Source organism: Paraburkholderia sp. J76, from assembly GCF_905220295.1.
Lineage (GTDB): Bacteria > Pseudomonadota > Gammaproteobacteria > Burkholderiales > Burkholderiaceae > Paraburkholderia.
In genome coordinates this window covers 73,002-93,672 of sequence record NZ_CAJMZJ010000020.1, presented here as the reverse complement: position 1 = coordinate 93,672, position 20,671 = coordinate 73,002, and the positions used below count along the sequence as shown (strand labels likewise).

Below are 20,671 nucleotides of genomic sequence, written 5' to 3'. Positions count from 1 at the left end.
TCTCGCGTTCAACGCAGTAATGAGGTAGCAATCCGGCAGCAAGCGGCTCCTCGCGCGCCAAAAGCAGCGGCGGCCCGCCAGTAGCAGCAACCACGCGCAATACTACAAATTGACCAGAAGCCGCGCGGTATTCGCCTTGTCTTCGTCGTGGCTGGAATGACGAAGCGGGGCAACAGTGTATGTGGCGCCTGCACGCGTAATGCGTAACGCCACGGTTTTTTTGACGCTCAACTCTCGCGGATACACAGGATGACTAATCGTATTGCATTGGTAACAGGTGGTATGGGCGGCCTTGGCGAGGCCATCAGCGTGAAACTGCATGACGCGGGTTATCGCGTCGTCGTGACGCATTCGCCCGATAACGCGGGCGCGAAGGACTGGCTGGCGCGCATGAGGGAGACCGACCGCGAATTCCACGCGTATGGCATGGACGTCGCCGATTACGACTCGTGCGAGCGCGGCGCGAAGAAGATCCAGAGCGAGATCGGCCCCGTGGATATTCTCGTGAACAACGCGGGCATCACGCGCGACATGACGTTTCGCAAGCTCGACAAGGTCAATTGGGACGCCGTGCTGCGCACGAACCTCGACTCGATCTTCAACATCTCCAAGCCGCTGTGCGACAGCATGGTCGAGCGTGCGTGGGGCCGCATCATCAACATTTCCTCGGTGAACGGTTCGAAGGGTTCGGTCGGCCAGACCAACTACGCGGCCGCGAAGGCCGGCATGCACGGCTTCACGAAGTCGCTCGCGCTGGAAGTGGCGCGCAAGGGCGTGACCGTGAACACCATTTCGCCGGGCTATCTCGCCACGAAGATGGTGACCGCCATTCCTCAGGACATTCTCGATACGAAAATCCTGCCGCAGATTCCGATGGGACGCCTGGGCAACCCGGGTGAAGTCGCGGCGCTCGTGCTCTTCCTGTGTTCGGACGAAGCGGGCTTTGTGACGGGCGCAAATATTCCTATTAACGGTGGCCAGCATATGCAGTAAGGCTATGCTAAAGATGTGCCGCGCATGAATGATGTCAGGCGAATTTCGCGTGGCCGATTGCGCGGCGCATCGGGAATATGTGTCGCTCCGGTAATCGATACCGACCGCCGCATTGCAGGGCACGCATCCCGCGCGCCCCGCAATGCGGCGGTTTTGCATGCTGCGGCCGCCTTTGCGGGGCGCGAACGCGGGCAGGCGTGCCGCTATAATTGGCCACCCACGCGTGACCGGAGACCGGCCTTTGTCGAGCATTGCGAAACTGCTGTCCATCCTCGAACTCTTTTCCGAGGCGCGGCCGTTCCTTTCCGCCGAACAGGTGGCGGCCGAACTGGAATGCTCGGTGCCGACCGCTTACCGCTATCTGCGTGAACTCGTCGATACGGGCATGCTCCTGCGCTTCGTGGGCGGCGAATACGGCCTGGGTCCGCGCATCATCACGCTCGATTACCATCTGCGCATTTCCGATCCGCTATTAAAGGCGGGGCAGCCGGTCATGCGCGAACTGGCGGCGCAGTCGGGCTTCGACGCCGTGATGTCGCGCTGGTACGGCAACGAACTCGTCGATACCCACCGGGAGTCGCACGACGCGGTATTCGACCTGCGCTATGGGCGCGGCCGTCCGCGTCCGCTTTTTCTCGGCGCGGCGCCCAAGGCGATTCTCTCCACGTTCCCCAAGGCGAAGCTCGCCGCGTTGTTCGAGCAGTACCCCGAGGACATCGCCGCGAGCGGACTCGGCGCCTCGCTCGAAGAATTCCGCGCGAGTCTGCTCAAGATCCGCCGCGCGGGCTTTTATCTTTCGAAGGGCGAACTCGAAGCGGGCATGTCGGCCGTCGCTTCGCCGCTCTTTACCGATGCATCGGGCGAAGCCGTGGCCTCGCTCGCGCTCGTCGTGCCCGAGCAGCGTCTTGCGTTCTTCAACCTCGACCGCGTGGTCGATGCCGTGAAGGAAGCGGCCGCGCGCATTTCCACGCGCGTGCGCGTGTTGATCGAGTCATAACGCGCCGCTGCGGCGTCACGCGGCGCCCGCGGTTATGTCCGCAGTGATACCCATACGCGCCGCCATTTCCCTTTCCCACACCGCGCGCGGCCGGAAGCCCGGCAACGTGCTCGCATGACGCTCGACTTCGGCCAGCAGCGCGTCGTCGGGCAGCGTGAAGTCAACGCCCACGCGCATGGGCTGATCCACATACCACGGCGTGTCGATGAAGATCTCCAGCCGGTTGCCCTCCGGGTCGCGCGCATAGAACGAGATCGCATTGCCATGCGTGACCGGCACGATCTCCTCCATTCCTTCCTCCACGAAGCGCCGGTGAAAGTGCTTGAGCGTGGCGAGGCTGTCCGCCTCCAGCGAAATCTGGTTGATCGGATTGAACGGCAATTGCTCCGGCCTGCCGCTCGCAAGCACGATCTGGTGATGCACGCGGGGATCGCGGCTGAGAAAGACCAGGCCGACCGGGCCGCGCGGCGTGGGCAGCGTGCCGCGGTCCGTCACCGTGAATTCGAGCACTCGCGTGTAGAAGTCTTCGACCTTGGCCATGTCGGTCACGAAAAAGCCCATGTGGCTGAGTGTGAGGCCGGTACGCTTGATGGTCTGCAGAGTCATGTCGTCTCCAAATGCTAGTGATAAACCCTGATAGAAATCAGGTTGTGCGTCGTGTTTTTCGTAGTGTATTCTCAAAATACGATAAACACACCAAGAAATGATCAGTCGATCCTTGGGAAAATTCACTCTTTATCATCGGAGCATCATGAAACTCGCCAGCTTCTCCACTCATGAAGGTTCGTCGTTCGGCGTTGTGCGCGACGGCGCGGTTTTCGACCTCAAGAAGCGCCTTGGCTGCCGCTATGCGGACCTCAAGTCGCTGATCGAGGCCGGTGCGTTCGCCGAAGCCGAACGCGCCGCGAGCGAAGGCAAGGGCGACTATTCGCTGGCCGAAGTCACGCTTGAACCCGTCATTGCGAATCCGCAGCAGATCTTTTGCGTGGGCCTGAATTACGCGGAGCATGTGAAGGAAACCAACCGCGAGACCACCGAGCAGCCCGTGATCTTCATGCGCCTGCCCGCTTCGCAGGTGGGTGCGGGCGAACCCATGCTGCGTCCGCGCGAGTCCACGCAATTCGACTACGAAGGCGAGATCGCCGTCATCATCGGCGAAGGCGGGCGGCGCATTGCCGAGGCCGATGCGTGGCGCCATATCGCGGGCTATAGCTGCTACAACGACGGGTCGGTTCGCGACTGGCAGCGCCACACGGGCCAATGGGGACCGGGCAAGAACTTCTACCGCACGGGCGCGTTCGGCCCGTGGATGGTCACGAGCGACGAGATCGGGCCGAACGCGGTGATGACGCTTGTCACGCGCCTGAACGGCCAGGAAGTGCAGCGCGCGACCACGGAGATGCTGATTCACGGCATTGCGAAGCAGATTGCGTATCTTTCTACCTTCACGCCGCTTTTCCCCGGCGACGTGATCGTGACCGGCACGCCGGGCGGCGTAGGGGCGAAACGCAATCCGCCGCTGTTCATGAAGCACGGCGACGAGGTGGAAGTCGAAGTGGACCGCATCGGCACGCTCAGAAATACCGTCGCGGACGAGGCATAAGGCGCGGGATTATCCACGCAGTTTTTCACGCAGTTAGCCCTGTATCAGGTGAACGGGATGAAGGATGTCGTGAACAATTCGGTATGCAAAACAAATCCGGCGCCCGACCATGACGTCGCGATCATCGGCTTCGGTCCGACCGGCGCGACGCTGGCCAATCTGCTCGCGCTGCGCGGCCTGAAGGTCGTGGTGTTCGAGCGCGACAAGGACGTGTTCCAGTTGCCGCGCGCCGTGCACTTCGACGGCGAGTGCATGCGTGTGTTTCAGACCGCCGGGATTGCGCAGACGCTGCTGCCCAATCTCTTCGTCGGGCCCGGCATGAAGTTCGTGAACGCGCGCGGCGAGCTGATGATCGACTGGAGCCGGCCCGGCGGCGTTGGCCCGCAAGGCTGGTGCGCCAGCTACAAGTTTCATCAGCCGGACCTCGAGAGAGCGTTGCGCGCGCAACTATCGGCGCGCGGCGAAGCCGACGTGCGTTTGCGCCACGAGGTGTTCGCGCTCGACGAACGCGACGACCACGTGCGCATCCGCTTCGAAGATACGGCGCAAGGCCGCCTTGCCCACACCACGGCGCGCTACGTGGTGGGCTGCGACGGCGCGCGCTCCACGGCGCGCCGCTTCATCGGCACGGAACTGGCCGATCTGAAATCACACGAGCGATGGGTGGTGGTGGACGTGCTGCTTGCCGGGGAGCGCGCCGATCTCGGCGACTACTCGATCCAGTATTGCGACCCCGCGCGGCCGATCACGTACACGCGCGGGCCGCACAACCGCCGCCGCTGGGAAATCATGGTGATGCCGGGCGACGACGAGCGCCGCATAGGCACGGCCGAATGGATCTGGGAACGGCTCGCGCGCTGGATCACGCCCGAACACGCGCAACTCGAACGCTCGGCGATCTACACGTTCCATTCGGTGATCGCGCAGGGCTGGCGGCGCGGCAGGCTGCTGATCGCGGGCGACGCCGCGCACCAGACGCCGCCGTTCATGGGGCAGGGCATGGCGGCGGGCATACGCGACGCATCGAACCTCGCGTGGAAGCTCGCCGACGTCATCGAAGGCGCGCTGCCCGACACGCTGCTCGACACCTACGAGAGCGAGCGCGAGCCGCACGTGCGCACGTTCATTGAAACGGCCGTGCAGTTGGGCAGCGTGATTCAGGCGACCGACAGCGATGCCGTGGCGGCGCGCGACCGCGAGATGACAGCGGCGATACGCGAATTCCGCACGCCTGCGCCGCGTTTGGGGCCGGGTTGGCACGCGGGAGCGGCGGGCGGCGATATCGGGCGGCAACCGGTGTTCGAAGACGGTACGCGTCTGGACGACGCCGTGGGCTACCGCTTCGCGTTGATCGTCGACGAAGCGCTTGCGCAGCGCGCGCAAGACGCACTGACGAGCGCGGCGCAACGCGAGCGCGTGGCGATCGTGCCGGCTGCGCACGCACCGCTTCGAACCTGGCTCGCGGAAACCGGCGCGCGCGCCATGCTGATGCGGCCCGACCGCTACGTTGGAGGCGTGGCGCACGATGCGGACGAGCTGGACGCGCTGCTCGAACGCGCCGGCGTTGCGCGCGTGCCGCAGCGGCGTGAGGCTGCCTGACCAGAATTGACCGATTCGAGCCGGTGCCCGGGCGGTGCGCAATGAACCGCAGCCGCCAGGACCGATGCTCTGGAAGCGAGGCGCAGGACGAAGATCCGTGAGCAGCACCCCAAGCGCCGCCATGTTCATCAATTAGGAGAGCAAATGGAGACGACACCTTCCCTGCCAGCGTCGCATGCGGCTGCGCCTGGTCTGACTCGCGCCCAATGGAAGATGATTCTGATTGCGAGCCTGGGCGGCTCGCTGGAGTTTTACGACTTCGTGATCTACGGCTTTTTCGCGCACTCGATCGCCGCGCAGTTCTTCCCGGCGAGCAACCCGCTCGTGAGCATGCTGCTCACGTTTTCGGTGCTCGCCATCGGCTATATCATCCGGCCGCTGGGCGGTATCGTGCTCAGCAGTCTGGGCGACCGGATCGGGCGGCGGCCCGTATTCGTGGGCTCGATCGTCGTCGTGACGCTCGCCACGATCTGCATCGGCGTGTTGCCTGATTATGGGCACTGGGGCATGGCTGCGCCCCTCGCGCTGATCGGCTTGCGCGTGCTGCAAGGCTTTTGCGTGGGCGGTGAAATGCCCGGCGCGATCACCTATGCGGTGGAAGCCGCGCCCCGCCGCGCGGGCCTCGCGGCTGGCGTAATCGTCTGCGCGATCAATACGGGCGTGATGCTCGCGACGATCGTCAATCTCGTCGTACAGTCCGCGCTCACGCCCGCCGACGCCGCGAGCTACGGCTGGCGCATCGCTTTCCTCGTGGGCGGTGTGTGCGGAATCGTTTCGTACCTGCTGCGCCGCAATCTCGACGAGTCGCCCGAATTCAAGCAGATGCAAGGCGCGGTGGTGAAGCAGCCGTTTCGCGAAACGCTGCGCCATCATCGCGGCGCGGTGGTGGGCGGCGCGCTCTCGATTGCGGTGATGGCGGGTTTCAACGGCGTGCTTTACGGCCATATGCCCGCGTATCTGATTCAGACGTTGAACTACGCGCCGCGCGAGGCCGCGCTTGCCCAGAATGCGTATTTGCTCGTGAGTTCGGCGGGACTGCTGGCGGCGGCCTGGGCGGCCGACTTCGTGCCGCGCCGTTACCTGCTGCGCGTTTCGTGCGTGCTGCTTGCCGCGCTTGCCTGGCCGTTCTATACGGCGCTCGCGGCGCATAGCGTGAACGTGGTTGTACTTTTCGTGCTTGCCGCGCTGGTGTTTTCGCTTGCAAGCGGCACATGGGCCTCGGTGCTCGCCGACCTCTTTCCGGTGCAGGTGCGCTTTAGCGGCATCGCGCTCGCGTACAACGTTTCGGTGGTCGTGTTCAGCGGCTTCGCGCCGTTGCTCTGCGCGGCTCTCGTGCGTATGAGCGGATCGCCGGCCGCGCCCGCGTGGTATGTGATCGGCTCGGCGCTCATCGCTCTCGCGGCAAACCTCGGGCTGCACGCTCCTTCGCGCTCGCGGGTGGAGCGCTCCGCGGCCACGGCAGGCTAGGCGTTCGCGCCGCTCAACGCAGGCCTTCGGGCGTTTCGAACTCCGAATCGTCCACGTCGATTTCGATTGAGCAGGCTCCCGGCTCGGCGGGCGGTGTCTGCCGGGCGTCGAAACGCTCGCGCACGCGTTCGCGAATGCGCTCCTGGATTATGCGACGCCGTGCCGTATCCATCGCCGCGTAGCGGTCGAGCTGCGCGCGAGAGAAACGTAGGGTGGCAGCGCAGCGAGCGTCGAGCGTGGTGTCGCGGTGCGATTCCACGACCCACGAAAGCTGGATGACGACCCTCTCGCCCTCGTCGACGAGACTCACCGCCGGGCGTTTGGGCGATTCGAAAATGTCGGCGACGGCAAGCTGGATTTCCTCTACCCGCTGGTCGAAATCGAAAATGTTCATGGGATGCTCCTGTCGCGATGGGAGATTTGCCGGATATTCGCGGTGCTTTACGCGCATCAGACGTTCCAGGCCTGCTTAGGCATGCCAGGCACGCCTGATGCGCGCGCGAACACACCGCGGGCGAAAGCGCCAATCCCGCCGGGCGCGGGCGAACAGAGCGATGTGGCACGAGCCCTGCGCTTACGATTGGCAACCATCTAAGCCTGCAAGGAGAGAGCCATGTCCATGATCGTTGCGAGCCGCTTCACGACCCTTCAGGAAGCAGAAGCGGCCGTCCAGAAGCTGCATACGAACGGTTTCGTCGATGAGGATGTTGCGTCGTTCTTCGTGAATCCCAGCGGCCAGCACGCGCGGTTTCCGGTTGGCGGCGACGAGTTCGTCGATCCGGCCGCGCGCGGGACGTCTTTCGGCGCGGCAACGGGGGCGGCCGCGGGCGCGGTGATCGGCCTCGTGCTCGGCGTGCTGATTTCGTACGTGGTGTTCCGCTCGCTGGTGGTGCTGGCGGTCGCGGCCGGCGTGGGCGCGTATGTCGGGACGCTCGCGGGCGCGCTATGGCAGACGCGCGGCGGCGGCAAGGGCCGGCAGCCCGACATCGGCCATGAGCCCGACGGCACGCCGAAGGAGCGCGAGTCCGGTGTGCTGGTGGCCGTGCATGTGAGCCCCGGCACGCAGCACACGGCGGCGCAGGTGCTGGGCGCGGCGGGCGGCATGGAGATCGAGCGCGCGGACGGACGCTGGCAGCAAGGTCATTGGGCCGATTTCGACCCGACCCGCAGCGTCGAGCCGCTGCGCGAATGAGCCCCCTTTGCACACCTTCGGAGATAGTCATGAGACATCACGAAAGCCCGGACGACGACGGCGCGAACGTCAGCCGTCCGCAGCACGAGGGCAGTGAGCCGGTCGCGCGGCGTCATCCGCACGAGCCGCGGTCGGTGGGCCGTCAGGGACACAGCGACGTGGAAAGCGGCCAGCAGGACACCGACCGCCGCGGCGGCGACGCCTACCAGGAACGTACGGAAAACGATGCTCACGTGAACCGTAATTCGCGCAAGGAGCGCGGCTGAGTTAAGTCATCCCGAGCGACGACGAGGGACAGTTCGCAATCCGCGTGTTTCTGAGCCGCAGTGCAAGCGCTGGCCAATCATTTTCCGGCGGCGACTTGCGGGGCGCCGCCCGCGCTCGTCACGCGCCATACCGTATTGCCGACATCGTCGGCGATGACCAAAGCGCCGTCGCGATCCTGCGCCACGCCCACTGGCGCGCCGTACAGTTCCTTTTGATCGTCGGACGCAAACCCGGTGACGACGGGCTTCGGCGCGCCGACGGGCCTGCCGTTGTCGAATGCGACATACGCAACCATATAGCCGCTCAGCGGCGAACGGTCCCAACTGCCGTGTTCGCCGATGAAGGCGCCGCCGCGATATTGCGGCGGCAGGTTGGTGCCGGTATAGAATATAAGACCCAGCGGCGCGACGTGAGAGCCGATTGCAAAATCAGGCGCAATTGCCTTCGCAACGAGATCCGGGCGCTGCGGCTGCGCGCGGCGATCGACATGCTGCCCGTAGTAGCTATAAGGCCAGCCATAGAAAGCGCCCTCCCGCACGGAAGTCAGATAGTCGGGCACGAGGTCGGGGCCGATTTCGTCGCGTTCGTTCGCGACTGCCCATAGCTTTCCTGTTTTCGGTTCCCATTGCAGGCCGGTTGGATTGCGTATTCCCGCGGCGTAAATGCGGCTACCGCCGGTTGCGATATCCACTTCGAGCACGTTCGCGCGGCGGTATTCGACCTCAAGACCGTTCTCGCTCACGTTGCTGTTCGACCCCACGCCTACGAACAGTTTCTTGCCGTCCGGACTCGCCAGCAGCGCCTTGGTCCAGTGGTGATTGATCGTATCGGGCAGGTCGGTGAGTTCTGTGCCGGGTCCCGCGATATGCGTCTCGCCAGATTGATACGGAAAGCTAATGATTGCGTCGGTATCCGCGACATAGAGCGTGTCGCCGATCAACTGCATGCCGAACGGCGAATGCAGATTGTCGATGAAGTCGTATTTGTCCCATTGGCCGCTGCTGTCGCTGCGCTTGCGCAGCAGCGTGATGCGATTGGCGCCTTTTGCTTTTTTGCCCGAGCGCTCCGTGATCAAACCGGCGATCAACTGCTTCGGCGTCGTCACCGCTTCTTTATTCGGGCTATTCGATTCGGCCACGAGTATGTCGCCGTTGGGCAAGACATACACCTGGCGGGGGTGAACGAGATCCGCGGCAATTTTTTCGATCTTCAATCCCGCAGCCACTTTCGGCGTATTGCCGTTTCTCCACCCCGTGAATTTCGGCACCTGCATGGGTGGGGAGAGGAAGGCGTGCGCGCCTGGCATGGGCGGATTCGAACCCGCTTGCTGCGATGGATCGTATTGCGCGCGGTCCTCGCATGCCGCCGCCATGCACGCAATTGTCGCGGCGAGCACGCCCGTTTTTAGCACGCTATTCATGAGCGACCTCCCGGAATCCGAATTTGTCGATTGCGCGCAGCAAATGCGCAATGCCGAGCAGCGCCACCGTGGCGATCGAGAGAATCACGTTCTGCGGAACCATGCCGTAGGCGTCGCGACTGTGAACGAATGCGTTGAAGATCGCCGCCACGATGCCGAGCAGATTCAGCCAGAAGTCGATTTTCTCGAGACGCGTGACGGGATAGCGCGAGGGTCCCCAGACATGAAACAGATTAATGAGGCGCGGAATGATCGCGAAGAAAAGTCCCGCTGTGACGAGCCACGCCGCGCCTTTTCCCCAGAATACATTGCGGGTAATTGCGAAGAGTATGTCGAAGATTAATGCGCCGACAAAGAACCCATAGGGAATGGGATCGAGCAGATCGAAGATTGCCGTGGCGAATCGCGATCGGTAAGTGGGGGCGAGTGTCATGGGCGGCATCCTGATCGGCATTGAAATGAACGCATGCGCTTTCGTGGAATTCGAGCGTGGAGGCGCATCCTGCGTACCTAAGAGTTACCCACCGAGTTACGCAACGGCTCATACGCGCGGGCACGCGAACTGCGCGCCAGAATGCACATATCGCAGCACGCATCGGAACCGATGCGAGGAAGTTCTCATGAAACGGATCACTTATTTGTTGCTGCTAGCGATTACGCCGGGTGTCGGCGTCACGGGATGTGAGAAAGCGCACGAGGCTGGCAACGACAGCATGAACGCCGCGCATGGTTCCGTCGTGGCATCGGGGAGTCAGGTGGACACAGTGCGCGAGGCGCTGGCCGCGCGTCCGGCCGCGACGCCCGGGGCGCTTGCGAGCGCCGCGGCTGCGGCTTCGGCAGGGCCTGCGTCGGGGCCGTCGGGGCAATAGTCAGGCCGGGATCGCCCGGCGGGCGTGGTACGTAGCGTCATTCGAATTGCTCCGGCGGGGCCACTATCTTCTGGGCGCAAAATCCATAGCGCAGGGAGAGAGTGAGTTCCTCGAATATTTTCGTCTTGCCCCTTTCGAATTGCTCCAGCTTGCCGTTAACCCGTATGCCTCGATACGGGCGCGAAGTGCAATCACAAGAGCAAGACGAATAAACAGTGGCAACGAGAATCATCGAAGGAGCGGCGATGCGGGCCGCCGCCGGGCGCGATGCGCCCATCACAGGCTGCATGCGCGTCGTACTCATCGGGCTTCGCGAGCATAAGGTGCGGCTGATGCTGTCGACCGTCGCGGCTGGGTGCGTCGTCGCGTTTGCATGCTGGCTGGATAGAGAACTACGGCCTGCCCTCGAAGCGCGGGAGCGCAGCCAGCAGGCCGCCGAGGACCGGCGCGAGCGCTTCGCGCCCTGCCTGCCGAATGCCGTGCGCAGCGCCAACTCATGGTGCGGCGCCGTGAAAATTCCGCCGCCGCCTCCACAGCCCGTTACACCGCTTCCGCTAATCGCGGGTGCGCCCGCCGCGTTCTGCACGGCCCACGGCAACCTGTCCTGCTGATTTCCTCTTCACGCGCGCCGATGGGTCAGTGGGGCCGGATCGGCGCGATGCCACGTTGCGAGCGCGCGAACAGCGGATCGCCGAAACTCTCATGCAGACGCGTCAACATCTGTCCATCGCACCAAACCGACAACATCGAAAGGTGACGAACATGAACGAGTTTTGCTGGCCCGAAGCGTATTTGTCCGGTGGGGACGAGCCCGTTATCGTTATGAAACAGGCAACGAAAATGCGCTCCAATCCGCTGATCGATGCTGCGCGCAACGCGCAGGGAGCACGGCAATGAAGGCCGCCGTGGTGCGCGCGCCGGGCGGGCTCGACCGGATCGAATTGCGCGACATCGACGAGCCCGGGGCGCCTGGCGCGGGCGAGATCCGCGTGGAATTGCATGCCACGTCGCTCAATTTCCACGATCTGCTGGTGGCCAATGGCGCCATTCCCACGGCGGACGGGCGCGTGTTGATGTCGGACGGCGCGGGAGTCGTGTCGGCGGTGGGCGCGGGCGTGACGGAGTTCAAGCGCGGCGATCACGTGGTGTCTTGCTTCTTTCCGCAATGGGCGGACGGCTTGCCGTGGCAGGCAGTGGGCAACTTCGCGCAAACGCCCGGCGACGGCGCGGACGGCTTCGCGACCTTGCACGCCGTGCGGCCCGCGAGCGCGTTCACGCTCGCGCCGCGCGGCTGGACCCACGCAGAGGCGGCTACGATAACAACGGCGGGTCTCACCGCATGGCGCGCGCTGGTGGCCGACGGCGGCCTCAAGGCTGGCGACACCGTGCTCACGCTCGGCACGGGCGGCGTGTCGATCGCGGCGTTGCAGATCGCGCGGATGATGGGCGCTTCGGTCATCGTGACGTCATCGTCGGACGAGAAGCTCGCGCGTGCGAAAGCGCTGGGCGCCGACCACGTGGTCAACTACCGGCAGCACGAAAAGTGGGGTGCGCTCGTGCGCGACATGACGGGTGGCAGAGGCGCGGATCACGTGATCGAAGTGGGCGGCCCGGGCACGCTCGCCCAGTCGATCGACGCGGTACGCGTGGGCGGCCACATCGCGTTGATCGGCGTGCTGACCGGACGCGAAGGCACTGTGCCGACCTCGGTGCTTATGGCGAAGCAGGCGCGCCTGCAAGGCTTGATCGTGGGTAGCGGGCGCCAGCAACGGGACTACGTCGCGGCGCTCGACCAGGCGGGCATTCGTCCCGTGCTCGACCGCACGTTCGGATTAGATGAGCTTGCCGATGCGTTTGCTCATCAGCAGGCTGGGGCGCATTTCGGCAAGATCTGCGCGGCGTGGTGAATCGAATGCCCCACGACAGCGCAACGTTGTAACGCTCGAAATTCAGGAGTCGCCATGAAAGCGGTGTGCCCGTTGCATGGGCCAACGACGATCGTCGGGACGAACGCATACGGGTTCCCGGTTTACGCGTGTTGCCGCGACGACGTTCCCTTTGTCATGCCGCCGGACGCCTGTACGCGCGAGCCAGTGCAGTCCGGTGACGAACCGGCTCGCCAGCCCCGGCAACCTCGGGGCGAAAAGGAACGACACTAGCTGCGCGATCCCCACGCACACGAACGCGGCGGCCCGCGTTCGTGTGCATCGCCATCAGGTTGCGGGTGCGGTCAGCGACGTGTTGTACGTGGTGCCCGCGATCACCACATTCTTCAGCGTAATGCCGCTCACGTTGCTCACGAAAACCGGCCCGGGTGCGGCCGACGCGGAGGTCGAGGGCGTCGTCGGAACCGCGCCGGTGCATACCGGGTTGCCGAGGTTGCAGTTCGAGATCGTGACGCCGCTAATCGGACTCACGGTCGGCACCGGCAGCGGACCGTTGTAATCCACTGCCTCGGGGCCCTGCATCACCAGCGCCTGGAAGCACGAGTTCGACCCGGCGACGAAGCCCGAAGGCATCGAATACGACACCGCGCCCGACACGTTGCTCGCGTTCACGTTCGTGATGTTGATGTTGCTGATCACAGACGGACTCCATCGCACCGAGTCGCCTGACGGGCTGTAATCGCAATCGAACGTGATCAGGCTGCCCTGGCCCGTGGACGGATTCGTTGCGAGCCCGGTCGTGCCCGTACCCGTGATCTTGCTGATCGCGGCGCCGAGCGACCCGCCGCCATATTTGCCGGCAAGGTTCACGCCGTTGGACAACGTTACGCCGTTGATCCACACATTGTTGATGAATCCGCCGCGGTTCATGTTGCTCTTGAAGCGCAGCGCGATATTCAGCGGATTGCTCGCCCAGTTCTCGTTTTGCATCGTCAGGTTGCGGGCGTAGACGTTGCGCACACCCGCGCTCATTTCGCTGCCGATCGTCAGACCGCCGTGGCCGCTTTGCATCGTGCAGTTCTGCACGACGATGTTCTGCATCGGACCATATTCGGTGTCGAGGTACTTGCCGGACTTGATCGCGATGCAGTCGTCCCCGGTGTTGAACTGAACGTTCTGCACCAGCACGTGATCGCATGCGTCCGGATCGAAGCCGTCGTTGTTCGGTCCGACGCTGTCGGCAAACACGCCGTCGATCACCACGTTCGTGCAATCGGTGGGATGGTGCTGCCAGAACGGTGTGTTCTGCGTGTGGTAGTTCTGCAGATAAACGTTCGTACAACCAATGAACTCGACCATGCACGGGCGCAGATAATGGCCGTTGCCGAAAATGCGGTTTTCGACCGGCACGCGCAGTTCGGAGAGCGCGGGCAGATAGTTCTGATCCTGGTTCCAGCCCGTGCCCGTGAGCAGGTTCATCAGCGAAGTGGTTACGCCGTTCTGGTTTGTGAATGAGACGTTCGCCTGCGGGTTGCGGATCTGCGACGCGGGAAGGCTCGTTAGCGGGACGTTGTTCGGATTTGCATAAGCCTGCGAGGGCGTTGTCGAACCCGCGCAACCATAGGTGTTGCTGCTGCCCTTGTAGGTCCACCAGCACGAGGTAGGCGCCTGGGTGCTCGGCTGCATGGGCGTCATGGCCTGACCGTTCAGCACGCAGGTGTTGTCGTCGGCGGTCACGGCAATGTTGGTCTGGCGGAATGCGTAGATCGGCGAGCCGAAATTCAGGCAATCGTTCGCCTGCCAGCGCGTGTGGTACAGATTGCCGTTGGCCGTCTTGTACGGGCCGCTTTTCGCGTAGTCCGCGGGGTTCGGGCTGAAATAGATCGTGCAGCCCGATTCCAGATGGAGGTTCACATGGCTGAGCAGCACGATCGGACCGCCGCAATACCAGTTGCCGGCCGGCACCACCACGCGTCCGCCGCCGGCGCGGCTAGCGCCGACGATCGCGGCGTTGATCGCGGCGCATGAGTCGTACTGCGTGCCCGTGTAATCGCAAGGCACCATCACGCCCGAGCCGGGGCTTTGCAGGTCGCTGGCCGGATGCGCGGTCTGCTCCGCGCCGCCCGTCACCCATGGAATCTTGCCGCCGGGCCAGGCGGTGGACGTAATCAATGCAGAGGCGGGGAGGGTGCGCGCCCCGAAGCTCGTCACGTGAAAATCGAATCGGGAGAACAGCGATCGATCGACGTGCGCAAGCTGCCTGATGATGGCCGTGGCCTGGCCTTCCGGGCCCCAGATCGGGTCGCCGGAGGGGTGGACGGGCGGCGGCGGAAGATGCCCGCCGAACGTGGCAGGCGTGGGAAACAGGGTGTTTGCCGCTGCCGCTGTGCGGCTGGCGGCGAGAAGGCTTGCGCCCGCCGACGCGCCTGCGAAGGCCATGAACGCGCGCCGTTTGGGCGACGCGGGCGTGTTCGGGTGGCATTCGGAGAGCAGGGGATCGTCTTGATCTTGCGTTGCCATTGATTCGTTCTCCTATGTTGTCTCGCTGGATTGTTTCGTTGACGGTTGACCGGACTTCGGCGGCGGTTGAACTGCAAGGGCCGCGTGACGACGCTAACGCGAACGGGAGAGGCGCGGTTACAGCGAAGAGATCGAACAGGAGCGGCTGGCCGATCACTGAAGATATTGTTGTCAGACGACATGAAAATCGTCAATCAGATTTATCTAGGTGATGAACCTGGTATGACATGTGCGCGCAGAGCCGCCTAGGGCTACAGGCAGCTTACGGCGCGAAGAATTTGTCTGACGAGGTTGGGAGAATTCTCTGACTTGCCGATGCCCGGCGACACGCGCTGGGCATCCTTGTATCCCTCACGCGGCGAAGCCGGGAGTGGAAGACGTAATTAGCCTTCGTGCGCGAAAGCGCGTGTCGTGAGAACGCCGGGCGGCCGGTCGCGCAGCAGCAGCGGTGTTAAACGCCGGTTGGCGGTTTGTGCGGCCCACTCGCAATACGCGGCGCTGCCGAGCACCCAGCCCTCAAGCGTGGACCGCATGAGATTGTCGACCTCGCGTTCGTCGAGCGGTTGCGTCCCCAGATCGCGGTATGACTGCTGGCGCTCGAATGGCGTATCGCCGAGTGCGCGATAGAGCGGATGATCCTTGACGAAGCGATCGACACGCATGCCGGCGTGATGCATGTAGCTCGACCACGGGTAATTCCCCGGTTCGGTCACGAGGCCGTTGCGCACCGGCATCTGATCGATGACCTGACTCGCGAGCAGGAAATACCGCTCGGGCTCGATCACCGTGGCGTGGTATCCGCCGCGCCACACCGTGCCGCGGCGTCCGTGCCGGCGGTTAAAGGTATCGACATAGCGACGGCCCACCGCCTGCATCGCCATGGCCACGCTCGACTCGTACGAAGGCGTGACGAGGAACTGCACCGCGCCGGGCATGAGCACCCACGCGTGGACTGCCAGATCGGCGACGCGCGCGGCGTCCGCCAGGCAGGCGAGGAAATACAGGTAGTCGCCTTCGTCGAGGAATGCGGGCCCCGTGAGCCCCTGCAAGATAACGTGCTGCGGTTGTTCTGGGACGTAGTGCCGTGCAAGCCGTGTCATGCTGAATTAACCGGAAATCCGATTTGGAAAAGCGCCCCGACAGTTATCGGGCGCTCGACAGTGTGTAACATGAATACACGACGAAATTCTATGGGTCGCGCGCGAACGCAGGCATCGCGAACAAGCCTTTTTTCTGGCCTCACTTCGCGGATTTGATGGTCACGGTCGAGCGCCCTCGGAGCGAACGCCCGAATGCGGGTGCAATATGGGACTGCGGCCGGCGCATCCCTGCGCGGCAATCACAGGAGAACGAGTCATGAAATCGAATCTGCGATACGCCTTGTGTGCGTTTTGTCTGTTGACCGCGGCTGGCATGGCGTATGCGCAGTCGGCCAACGCGCCAAAGGACGCGTCGATGGGCGCGGGCGCAACCGGCACCACTCAGGCGGCGCCCAGCGCGACGAAGTCGGACCGCGCACTCGCGCGTGCCGTGCGGCGCGCATTGTCCCGGGCGCAGGGATTCAACGTATCGGGCGTTTTCGTTCGCGCGCGCGGCGGCGCGGTGACTTTAAGCGGCACGGTTCGCACCGGCGACCAGATTCGCCAGGCGGAAGAGGTCGCGCGCTCGGTGCAGGGCGTGAATTCGGTGACGAACAGGCTGACGCTCTTTCACGGCGGAAACGGCTGACCAGATAAAAGATGGCGCCGCAGACATTCAGCCTGCGGCGCCATTGCGCGGTGCTACGGCGCGGATCTATCGCAACAATCCCGCGCCGTACCCCGACGTCGTACTTACATCGTCACCGTGTCGGCGACTTCCTTGAAGTCTTCTATCTGGTCGAAGTTCATGTACTGATAGATCTTGTCGCCATTGGCGTTCAGCACGCCCATGTCGGCCATGTACTCTTCCTTCGTGGGGATCTTGCCCAGACGCGAGCAGATCGCCGCGAGTTCCGCCGAGCCAAGGTACACGTTCGTGTTCTTGCCCAGACGGTTCGGGAAGTTACGCGTGGACGTGGACATGACCGTCGCGCCTTCGCGCACCTGTGCCTGGTTGCCCATGCACAGCGAGCAGCCCGGCATTTCGGTGCGCGCGCCCGCCGTGCCGAACACGCCGTAGTGGCCTTCTTCGGTCAGTTGCTTCTGGTCCATCTTGGTCGGCGGCGCGACCCACAGCTTCACGGGAATGTCGCGCTTGCCTTCGAGCAGCTTCGAAGCCGCGCGGAAGTGACCGATGTTGGTCATGCACGAGCCGATGAACACTTCGTCGATCTTGGCGCCGGCCACATCCGAAAGCGTCTTCACGTCGTCCGGGTCGTTCGGGCAGGCCACGATCGGTTCGTGGATGTCGGCCAGATCGATTTCGATGACAGCGGCGTATTCGGCGTCCGCGTCCGGTTGCAGCAGTTGCGGGTCGGCGAGCCACGCTTCCATCGCCTTGATACGGCGTTGCAGGCTGCGCGGATCTTGATAGCCCTGCGCGATCATCCACTTCAGCAGCGTGATGTTGCTGTTGAGGTATTCGATGATCGGTTCCTTGTTCAGGTGCACCGTGCAGCCGGCGGCCGAACGTTCAGCCGAGGCGTCCGACAGTTCGAACGCTTGCTCGACCTTCAGGTCGGGGAGGCCTTCGATTTCGAGGATGCGGCCCGAGAAGATGTTCTTCTTGCCTTGCTTGGCGACCGTCAGCGAGCCTTGCTTGATCGCCCACAGCGGGATCGCGTTGACGAGGTCGCGCAGCGTCACGCCCGGCTGCATCTTGCCCTTGAAGCGCACGAGCACCGATTCCGGCATGTCCAGCGGCATCGTGCCCGTGGCGGCCGCGAACGCGACCAGACCCGAACCCGCCGGGAAGCTGATGCCGATCGGGAAGCGCGTGTGCGAGTCGCCGCCGGTGCCGACCGTGTCGGGCAGCAACATGCGGTTGAGCCACGAGTGGATCACGCCGTCGCCCGGACGCAGCGCGATACCGCCGCGCGTGCTGATGAAGTTCGGCAACGTCTGGTGCGTCTTCACGTCCACCGGCTTCGGGTAAGCGGCCGTGTGGCAGAACGACTGCATGACGAGATCGGCCGAGAAGCCGAGGCACGCGAGGTCCTTCAGTTCGTCGCGGGTCATCGGGCCCGTGGTGTCCTGCGAGCCCACCGAGGTCATCTTCGGTTCGCAGTACGTGCCCGGGCGCACGCCCTGGCCTTCCGGCAGACCGCACGCGCGGCCAACCATCTTCTGTGCGAGCGAGAAGCCACGGCCGCTGTCGGCCGGCTGTTGCGGCAGGCGGAACAGCGTGGACGGCGCGAGGCCGAGCGCTTCACGCGCCTTGGACGTGAGACCGCGGCCGATGATCAGCGGAATGCGGCCGCCGGCGCGCACTTCGTCGAACAGCACGTCGGACTTGACCGTGAATTCGGAGATGACCGCGCCGTTCTTGAGCGCCTTGCCTTCGTACGGGCGCAGTTCGACCACGTCGCCCATTTCCATCTGCGAAACGTCGAGTTCGATCGGCAGCGCGCCGGCGTCTTCCATCGTGTTGTAGAAGATCGGGGCGATCTTGCCGCCGAGGCACACGCCGCCAAAGCGCTTGTTCGGGATGAAGGGGATGTCTTCGCCCGTGAACCACAGCACCGAGTTGGTCGCCGACTTGCGCGAGGAGCCCGTGCCGACCACGTCGCCCACGTAGGCGACCAGGTGACCCTTTTCCTTCAGCGATTCGATGAACTTGATCGGGCCGCGCTTGCCGTCTTCTTCCGGCGTGATGCCGGGGCGCGCGTTCTTGAGCATGGCCAGCGCGTGCATCGGGATGTCGGGGCGCGTCGTGGCGTCCGGAGCCGGCGAGAGGTCGTCGGTGTTGGTTTCGCCCGTGACCTTGAACACGGTAATGGTCAGGCTTTCCGGCACTTCCGGGCGGCTCGTGAACCATTCGGCGTCGGCCCAGCTTTGCAGCACGGCCTTCGCGTTGGCGTTGCCTTTGTCGGCCAGTTCCTTGACGTCGTGGAACTGGTCGAACATCAGCAGGGTTTTCTTCAGCGATTCGGCAGCCACGGTGCCCACTTCGGCGTCGGACAGCAGCTCGATCAGCGGGGCGATGTTGTAGCCGCCCAGCATCGTGCCGAGCAGTTCGGTGGCGCGCGCGCGCGAGATCAGCGCGCAGGCGGTTTCGCCCTTGGCCACGGCGGCGAGAAAGCCGGCCTTCACGCGGGCGGCTTCATCCACGCCTGCGGGCACGCGGTTGGTGATCAGGTCGACCAGCGTTTGCTCTTCGCCCGCGGGCGGGTTCGTCAGCAGTTCCACCAGTTCGGCGGTTTGCTGAGCCGTGAGCGGGAGAGGAGGAATGCCGAGCGCGGCGCGTGCGGCTACGTGAGCGCGATAGTTTTCAAGCATTGGGGGACCTACTGGTATTGCGTTTGAAGGCGAAGGCTTTTCGGGCACTCCGAGGCTTTTCCAGGCACTGCTTTGACCGCAATTTTAATTGCAACGCCCTATTGCGTCAAATGTCTTATGTCTTATATAAGAGTTCGCGCGCAACGCCCGTGGCGGCGTGGAAAAGCCTGAGATTTTGGGTCAGGGTTTGCGGCCAAACGCTTCGCGCAGCTTTCCTTTGGCTTTCACGAGGGTGTCGCGCCGCGATTTGGGCAGGTTTTTGCCCGCGCGATTGATGTAAAAGTTCAGCATCGACATGGCCGACTGAAACGGCGTGCCCTTGCGCCGCCGGCTGTGCAGCGACGATTCCTTGAGCGACTGGGCAATCGTTTCGGCGCTGCCCGACTTGAATACGCCGGATTCGATGTCCATGGCGTCGCTCGTCTCGTTCACGTGCTTCGACCACTTCTTCGTGGTGCCGGACGTGCTTGACTTGCGGCTTTTAGCGGCGCTCGCGTGGGCATGACGTTGGCGCGCGGGGCGACCGCTCTTGCGCCGGGTAGAGGAATGCGGGCTCGTACTCATGACTTCTCCCTTTTTCGGCTGTGGATTCCCCGAAGGTTGCGCAAATGCAATACCGGCTGTGGTGCGACCCCGGCACGCTCTATGCGTTCTTCCTTGATGCGGACGCGCCGGACGTGAGGAAAACAGCTAGCGCGTGCAGAACCGGGAATGGAGGCAGTCGATCATGAAGTCAACTCCACGCTACGAAGTGAACGTATGCGGAGGCGATTTCCAGCATGTCAGGGAATGCTTTCGCGAATGGAAAACGGAAACGCTTATCTACCGCAAAGACCAGAAGATGTTCGAGGGCCGCAATGAGGTGCGCCCGCTGGCGAAGCGCGAGTATGAAAACACCGAGCAGGCGCGCAAGGCGCTGCAAAACGCCTGCGATCCGCGCGACGCTTACGCGCTGGCTGCCGAAGTGAGCAACGGCGAGCGCGACATGTGGATCGTAATGGCGGCTTATCGGGAATAGAGCGGGGAATAAGGCGAATAAAAACGGACGGGTAAAGAAATTACAAGGGGAGTGGGTGGAATTGCAATCGCCACGCACAAGGGAGGAAGAGATGCAATCTACTGGGCAGCCGGATAAAGGAAAAGGAGCGGATATGGGTCTTTCGACACAAAACCCCACACCGGATGAAGCCGACGAAACGGGCGGGGGCAAACGCGCCCAGGACGAGCAACGGGCGCAGGAAAAACCCGCTCGGGGCACGCCGGGCAGTTTCGATCAGCCCGAATCACGGCCGGAGGTGATGCCGCGCGAGGGCGGACCGCATCCGGAACAAACGGCGGAAGTGCCGCTCGGCCATCATGGGAAGGCGGAGCCGCCGGGATCGTTCGGACATAACAGCGCGCCCGTGAAAAAAGAGAACAATTAGGGATGCGAAGTATGGG

General features: G+C 63.6%; 22 protein-coding genes. 14 read left to right on the top strand and 8 right to left on the bottom strand.

Annotation, left to right across the window (positions count from 1 at the left end; genetic code table 11):
* The first annotated feature begins 249 nt into the window (after nt 1-249).
* Nucleotides 250-993, top strand: coding sequence for an acetoacetyl-CoA reductase (phbB, locus tag U5768_RS29430; RefSeq protein WP_322033833.1), 744 nt, complete (start codon nt 250-252; stop codon nt 991-993).
* A gap of 241 nt (nt 994-1,234) precedes the next feature.
* Nucleotides 1,235-1,990 (top strand): IclR family transcriptional regulator, encoded by a 756-nt coding sequence (locus tag U5768_RS29425; protein ID WP_322033832.1) that lies wholly within the window; start codon nt 1,235-1,237, stop codon nt 1,988-1,990.
* Nucleotides 1,991-2,005: 15 nt separating this feature from the next.
* Here the strand turns inward: U5768_RS29425 and U5768_RS29420 are convergent, their stop codons facing one another.
* Entirely contained in the window at nt 2,006-2,596 is a 591-nt protein-coding gene (locus tag U5768_RS29420; RefSeq protein ID WP_322033831.1) for a VOC family protein, read from the bottom strand.
* Nucleotides 2,597-2,741: 145 nt separating this feature from the next.
* Here U5768_RS29420 and U5768_RS29415 point away from each other — a divergent pair, with 145 nt between their 5' ends.
* The 3 genes from U5768_RS29415 to U5768_RS29405 all read left to right on the top strand — a co-directional run bounded on the left by U5768_RS29415 (nt 2,742) and on the right by U5768_RS29405 (nt 6,659).
* Entirely contained in the window at nt 2,742-3,593 is an 852-nt protein-coding gene (locus tag U5768_RS29415) for a fumarylacetoacetate hydrolase family protein (protein ID WP_322033830.1), read from the top strand.
* Nucleotides 3,594-3,650: 57 nt separating this feature from the next.
* Entirely contained in the window at nt 3,651-5,192 is a 1,542-nt protein-coding gene (locus tag U5768_RS29410; protein WP_322033829.1) for a bifunctional 3-(3-hydroxy-phenyl)propionate/3-hydroxycinnamic acid hydroxylase, read from the top strand.
* Between the two features lie 144 nt (nt 5,193-5,336).
* Nucleotides 5,337-6,659, top strand: a complete 1,323-nt coding sequence (locus U5768_RS29405; protein WP_322033828.1) for an MFS transporter — start codon at nt 5,337-5,339, stop codon at nt 6,657-6,659.
* Between the two features lie 13 nt (nt 6,660-6,672).
* Here the strand turns inward: U5768_RS29405 and U5768_RS29400 are convergent, their stop codons facing one another.
* On the bottom strand, nt 6,673-7,053 hold the full coding sequence (locus U5768_RS29400; protein ID WP_322033827.1) for a DUF3022 domain-containing protein: 381 nt from the start codon (nt 7,051-7,053) through the stop codon (nt 6,673-6,675).
* 219 nt (nt 7,054-7,272) lie between these two features.
* Here U5768_RS29400 and U5768_RS29395 point away from each other — a divergent pair, with 219 nt between their 5' ends.
* Both U5768_RS29395 and U5768_RS29390 read left to right on the top strand, forming a co-directional pair.
* Nucleotides 7,273-7,851: a hypothetical protein gene (locus U5768_RS29395; RefSeq protein ID WP_322033826.1), complete on the top strand. Its 579-nt coding sequence runs from the start codon at nt 7,273-7,275 to the stop codon at nt 7,849-7,851.
* A gap of 29 nt (nt 7,852-7,880) precedes the next feature.
* Nucleotides 7,881-8,117, top strand: a complete 237-nt coding sequence (locus U5768_RS29390) for a hypothetical protein (RefSeq protein ID WP_322033840.1) — start codon at nt 7,881-7,883, stop codon at nt 8,115-8,117.
* 77 nt (nt 8,118-8,194) lie between these two features.
* On the opposite strand, the gene U5768_RS29385 is transcribed toward U5768_RS29390, so the two are convergent.
* The gene (locus tag U5768_RS29385) at nt 8,195-9,538 is read right to left on the bottom strand and encodes a sorbosone dehydrogenase family protein (RefSeq protein WP_322033825.1); all 1,344 of its coding nucleotides are present in this window, start codon (nt 9,536-9,538) and stop codon (nt 8,195-8,197) included.
* A complete protein-coding gene (locus U5768_RS29380; RefSeq protein ID WP_322033824.1) occupies nt 9,531-9,971 on the bottom strand; it encodes a DUF2231 domain-containing protein in 441 nt (146 codons plus the stop codon). The genes U5768_RS29385 and U5768_RS29380 overlap by 8 nt, the downstream gene beginning before the upstream one ends.
* Before the next feature lie 187 nt (nt 9,972-10,158).
* Here U5768_RS29380 and U5768_RS29375 point away from each other — a divergent pair, with 187 nt between their 5' ends.
* The 4 genes from U5768_RS29375 to U5768_RS29360 all read left to right on the top strand — a co-directional run bounded on the left by U5768_RS29375 (nt 10,159) and on the right by U5768_RS29360 (nt 12,314).
* Entirely contained in the window at nt 10,159-10,407 is a 249-nt protein-coding gene (locus tag U5768_RS29375; RefSeq protein ID WP_322033823.1) for a hypothetical protein, read from the top strand.
* Between the two features lie 215 nt (nt 10,408-10,622).
* Nucleotides 10,623-11,018, top strand: coding sequence for a hypothetical protein (locus U5768_RS29370; RefSeq protein ID WP_322033822.1), 396 nt, complete (start codon nt 10,623-10,625; stop codon nt 11,016-11,018).
* Nucleotides 11,019-11,109: 91 nt separating this feature from the next.
* Nucleotides 11,110-11,304 (top strand): hypothetical protein, encoded by a 195-nt coding sequence (locus tag U5768_RS29365; RefSeq protein WP_322033821.1) that lies wholly within the window; start codon nt 11,110-11,112, stop codon nt 11,302-11,304.
* Entirely contained in the window at nt 11,301-12,314 is a 1,014-nt protein-coding gene (locus tag U5768_RS29360; protein ID WP_322033820.1) for an NAD(P)-dependent alcohol dehydrogenase, read from the top strand. Before U5768_RS29365 ends, U5768_RS29360 begins: the two co-directional genes overlap by 4 nt.
* Before the next feature lie 306 nt (nt 12,315-12,620).
* On the opposite strand, the gene U5768_RS29355 is transcribed toward U5768_RS29360, so the two are convergent.
* Complete coding sequence (locus tag U5768_RS29355) at nt 12,621-14,813, bottom strand: glycoside hydrolase family 28 protein (RefSeq protein WP_322033819.1); 2,193 nt, start codon at nt 14,811-14,813, stop codon at nt 12,621-12,623.
* A 383-nt stretch (nt 14,814-15,196) separates the two neighbouring features.
* Complete coding sequence (locus U5768_RS29350) at nt 15,197-15,913, bottom strand: transposase (RefSeq protein WP_322033818.1); 717 nt, start codon at nt 15,911-15,913, stop codon at nt 15,197-15,199.
* A 256-nt stretch (nt 15,914-16,169) separates the two neighbouring features.
* Here U5768_RS29350 and U5768_RS29345 point away from each other — a divergent pair, with 256 nt between their 5' ends.
* Nucleotides 16,170-16,541, top strand: a complete 372-nt coding sequence (locus tag U5768_RS29345; protein WP_322033817.1) for a BON domain-containing protein — start codon at nt 16,170-16,172, stop codon at nt 16,539-16,541.
* Nucleotides 16,542-16,645: 104 nt separating this feature from the next.
* Here the strand turns inward: U5768_RS29345 and acnB are convergent, their stop codons facing one another.
* Both acnB and U5768_RS29335 read right to left on the bottom strand, forming a co-directional pair.
* Entirely contained in the window at nt 16,646-19,231 is a 2,586-nt protein-coding gene (acnB, locus tag U5768_RS29340; protein ID WP_322033816.1) for a bifunctional aconitate hydratase 2/2-methylisocitrate dehydratase, read from the bottom strand.
* A 180-nt stretch (nt 19,232-19,411) separates the two neighbouring features.
* Complete coding sequence (locus tag U5768_RS29335; protein WP_322033815.1) at nt 19,412-19,795, bottom strand: DUF3175 domain-containing protein; 384 nt, start codon at nt 19,793-19,795, stop codon at nt 19,412-19,414.
* A 163-nt stretch (nt 19,796-19,958) separates the two neighbouring features.
* Here U5768_RS29335 and U5768_RS29330 point away from each other — a divergent pair, with 163 nt between their 5' ends.
* Both U5768_RS29330 and U5768_RS29325 read left to right on the top strand, forming a co-directional pair.
* Nucleotides 19,959-20,249 carry a hypothetical protein gene (locus U5768_RS29330; protein ID WP_322033814.1) on the top strand — a complete coding sequence of 97 codons (291 nt, stop codon included), beginning with the start codon at nt 19,959-19,961 and terminating at the stop codon, nt 20,247-20,249.
* Nucleotides 20,250-20,340: 91 nt separating this feature from the next.
* A complete protein-coding gene (locus U5768_RS29325; RefSeq protein WP_322033813.1) occupies nt 20,341-20,655 on the top strand; it encodes a hypothetical protein in 315 nt (104 codons plus the stop codon).
* Nucleotides 20,656-20,671 lie beyond the last annotated feature (16 nt).

What these genes read in the sequence shown, in the direction of transcription:
- phbB (WP_322033833.1), top strand. Translation starts at nt 250, where the DNA reads ATGACTAATCGTATTGCATTGGTAACAGGTGGTATGGGCGGCCTTGGC.
- U5768_RS29420 (WP_322033831.1), bottom strand. Translation starts at nt 2,596, where the DNA reads ATGACTCTGCAGACCATCAAGCGTACCGGCCTCACACTCAGCCACATG.
- U5768_RS29415 (WP_322033830.1), top strand. Translation starts at nt 2,742, where the DNA reads ATGAAACTCGCCAGCTTCTCCACTCATGAAGGTTCGTCGTTCGGCGTT.
- U5768_RS29410 (WP_322033829.1), top strand. Translation starts at nt 3,651, where the DNA reads ATGAAGGATGTCGTGAACAATTCGGTATGCAAAACAAATCCGGCGCCC.
- U5768_RS29405 (WP_322033828.1), top strand. Translation starts at nt 5,337, where the DNA reads ATGGAGACGACACCTTCCCTGCCAGCGTCGCATGCGGCTGCGCCTGGT.
- U5768_RS29400 (WP_322033827.1), bottom strand. Translation starts at nt 7,053, where the DNA reads ATGAACATTTTCGATTTCGACCAGCGGGTAGAGGAAATCCAGCTTGCC.
- U5768_RS29395 (WP_322033826.1), top strand. Translation starts at nt 7,273, where the DNA reads ATGTCCATGATCGTTGCGAGCCGCTTCACGACCCTTCAGGAAGCAGAA.
- U5768_RS29390 (WP_322033840.1), top strand. Translation starts at nt 7,881, where the DNA reads ATGAGACATCACGAAAGCCCGGACGACGACGGCGCGAACGTCAGCCGT.
- U5768_RS29385 (WP_322033825.1), bottom strand. Translation starts at nt 9,538, where the DNA reads ATGAATAGCGTGCTAAAAACGGGCGTGCTCGCCGCGACAATTGCGTGC.
- U5768_RS29380 (WP_322033824.1), bottom strand. Translation starts at nt 9,971, where the DNA reads ATGACACTCGCCCCCACTTACCGATCGCGATTCGCCACGGCAATCTTC.
- U5768_RS29375 (WP_322033823.1), top strand. Translation starts at nt 10,159, where the DNA reads ATGAAACGGATCACTTATTTGTTGCTGCTAGCGATTACGCCGGGTGTC.
- U5768_RS29365 (WP_322033821.1), top strand. Translation starts at nt 11,110, where the DNA reads ATGCAGACGCGTCAACATCTGTCCATCGCACCAAACCGACAACATCGA.
- U5768_RS29360 (WP_322033820.1), top strand. Translation starts at nt 11,301, where the DNA reads ATGAAGGCCGCCGTGGTGCGCGCGCCGGGCGGGCTCGACCGGATCGAA.
- U5768_RS29355 (WP_322033819.1), bottom strand. Translation starts at nt 14,813, where the DNA reads ATGGCAACGCAAGATCAAGACGATCCCCTGCTCTCCGAATGCCACCCG.
- U5768_RS29350 (WP_322033818.1), bottom strand. Translation starts at nt 15,913, where the DNA reads ATGACACGGCTTGCACGGCACTACGTCCCAGAACAACCGCAGCACGTT.
- U5768_RS29345 (WP_322033817.1), top strand. Translation starts at nt 16,170, where the DNA reads ATGAAATCGAATCTGCGATACGCCTTGTGTGCGTTTTGTCTGTTGACC.
- acnB (WP_322033816.1), bottom strand. Translation starts at nt 19,231, where the DNA reads ATGCTTGAAAACTATCGCGCTCACGTAGCCGCACGCGCCGCGCTCGGC.
- U5768_RS29335 (WP_322033815.1), bottom strand. Translation starts at nt 19,795, where the DNA reads ATGAGTACGAGCCCGCATTCCTCTACCCGGCGCAAGAGCGGTCGCCCC.
- U5768_RS29330 (WP_322033814.1), top strand. Translation starts at nt 19,959, where the DNA reads ATGAAGTCAACTCCACGCTACGAAGTGAACGTATGCGGAGGCGATTTC.
- U5768_RS29325 (WP_322033813.1), top strand. Translation starts at nt 20,341, where the DNA reads ATGCAATCTACTGGGCAGCCGGATAAAGGAAAAGGAGCGGATATGGGT.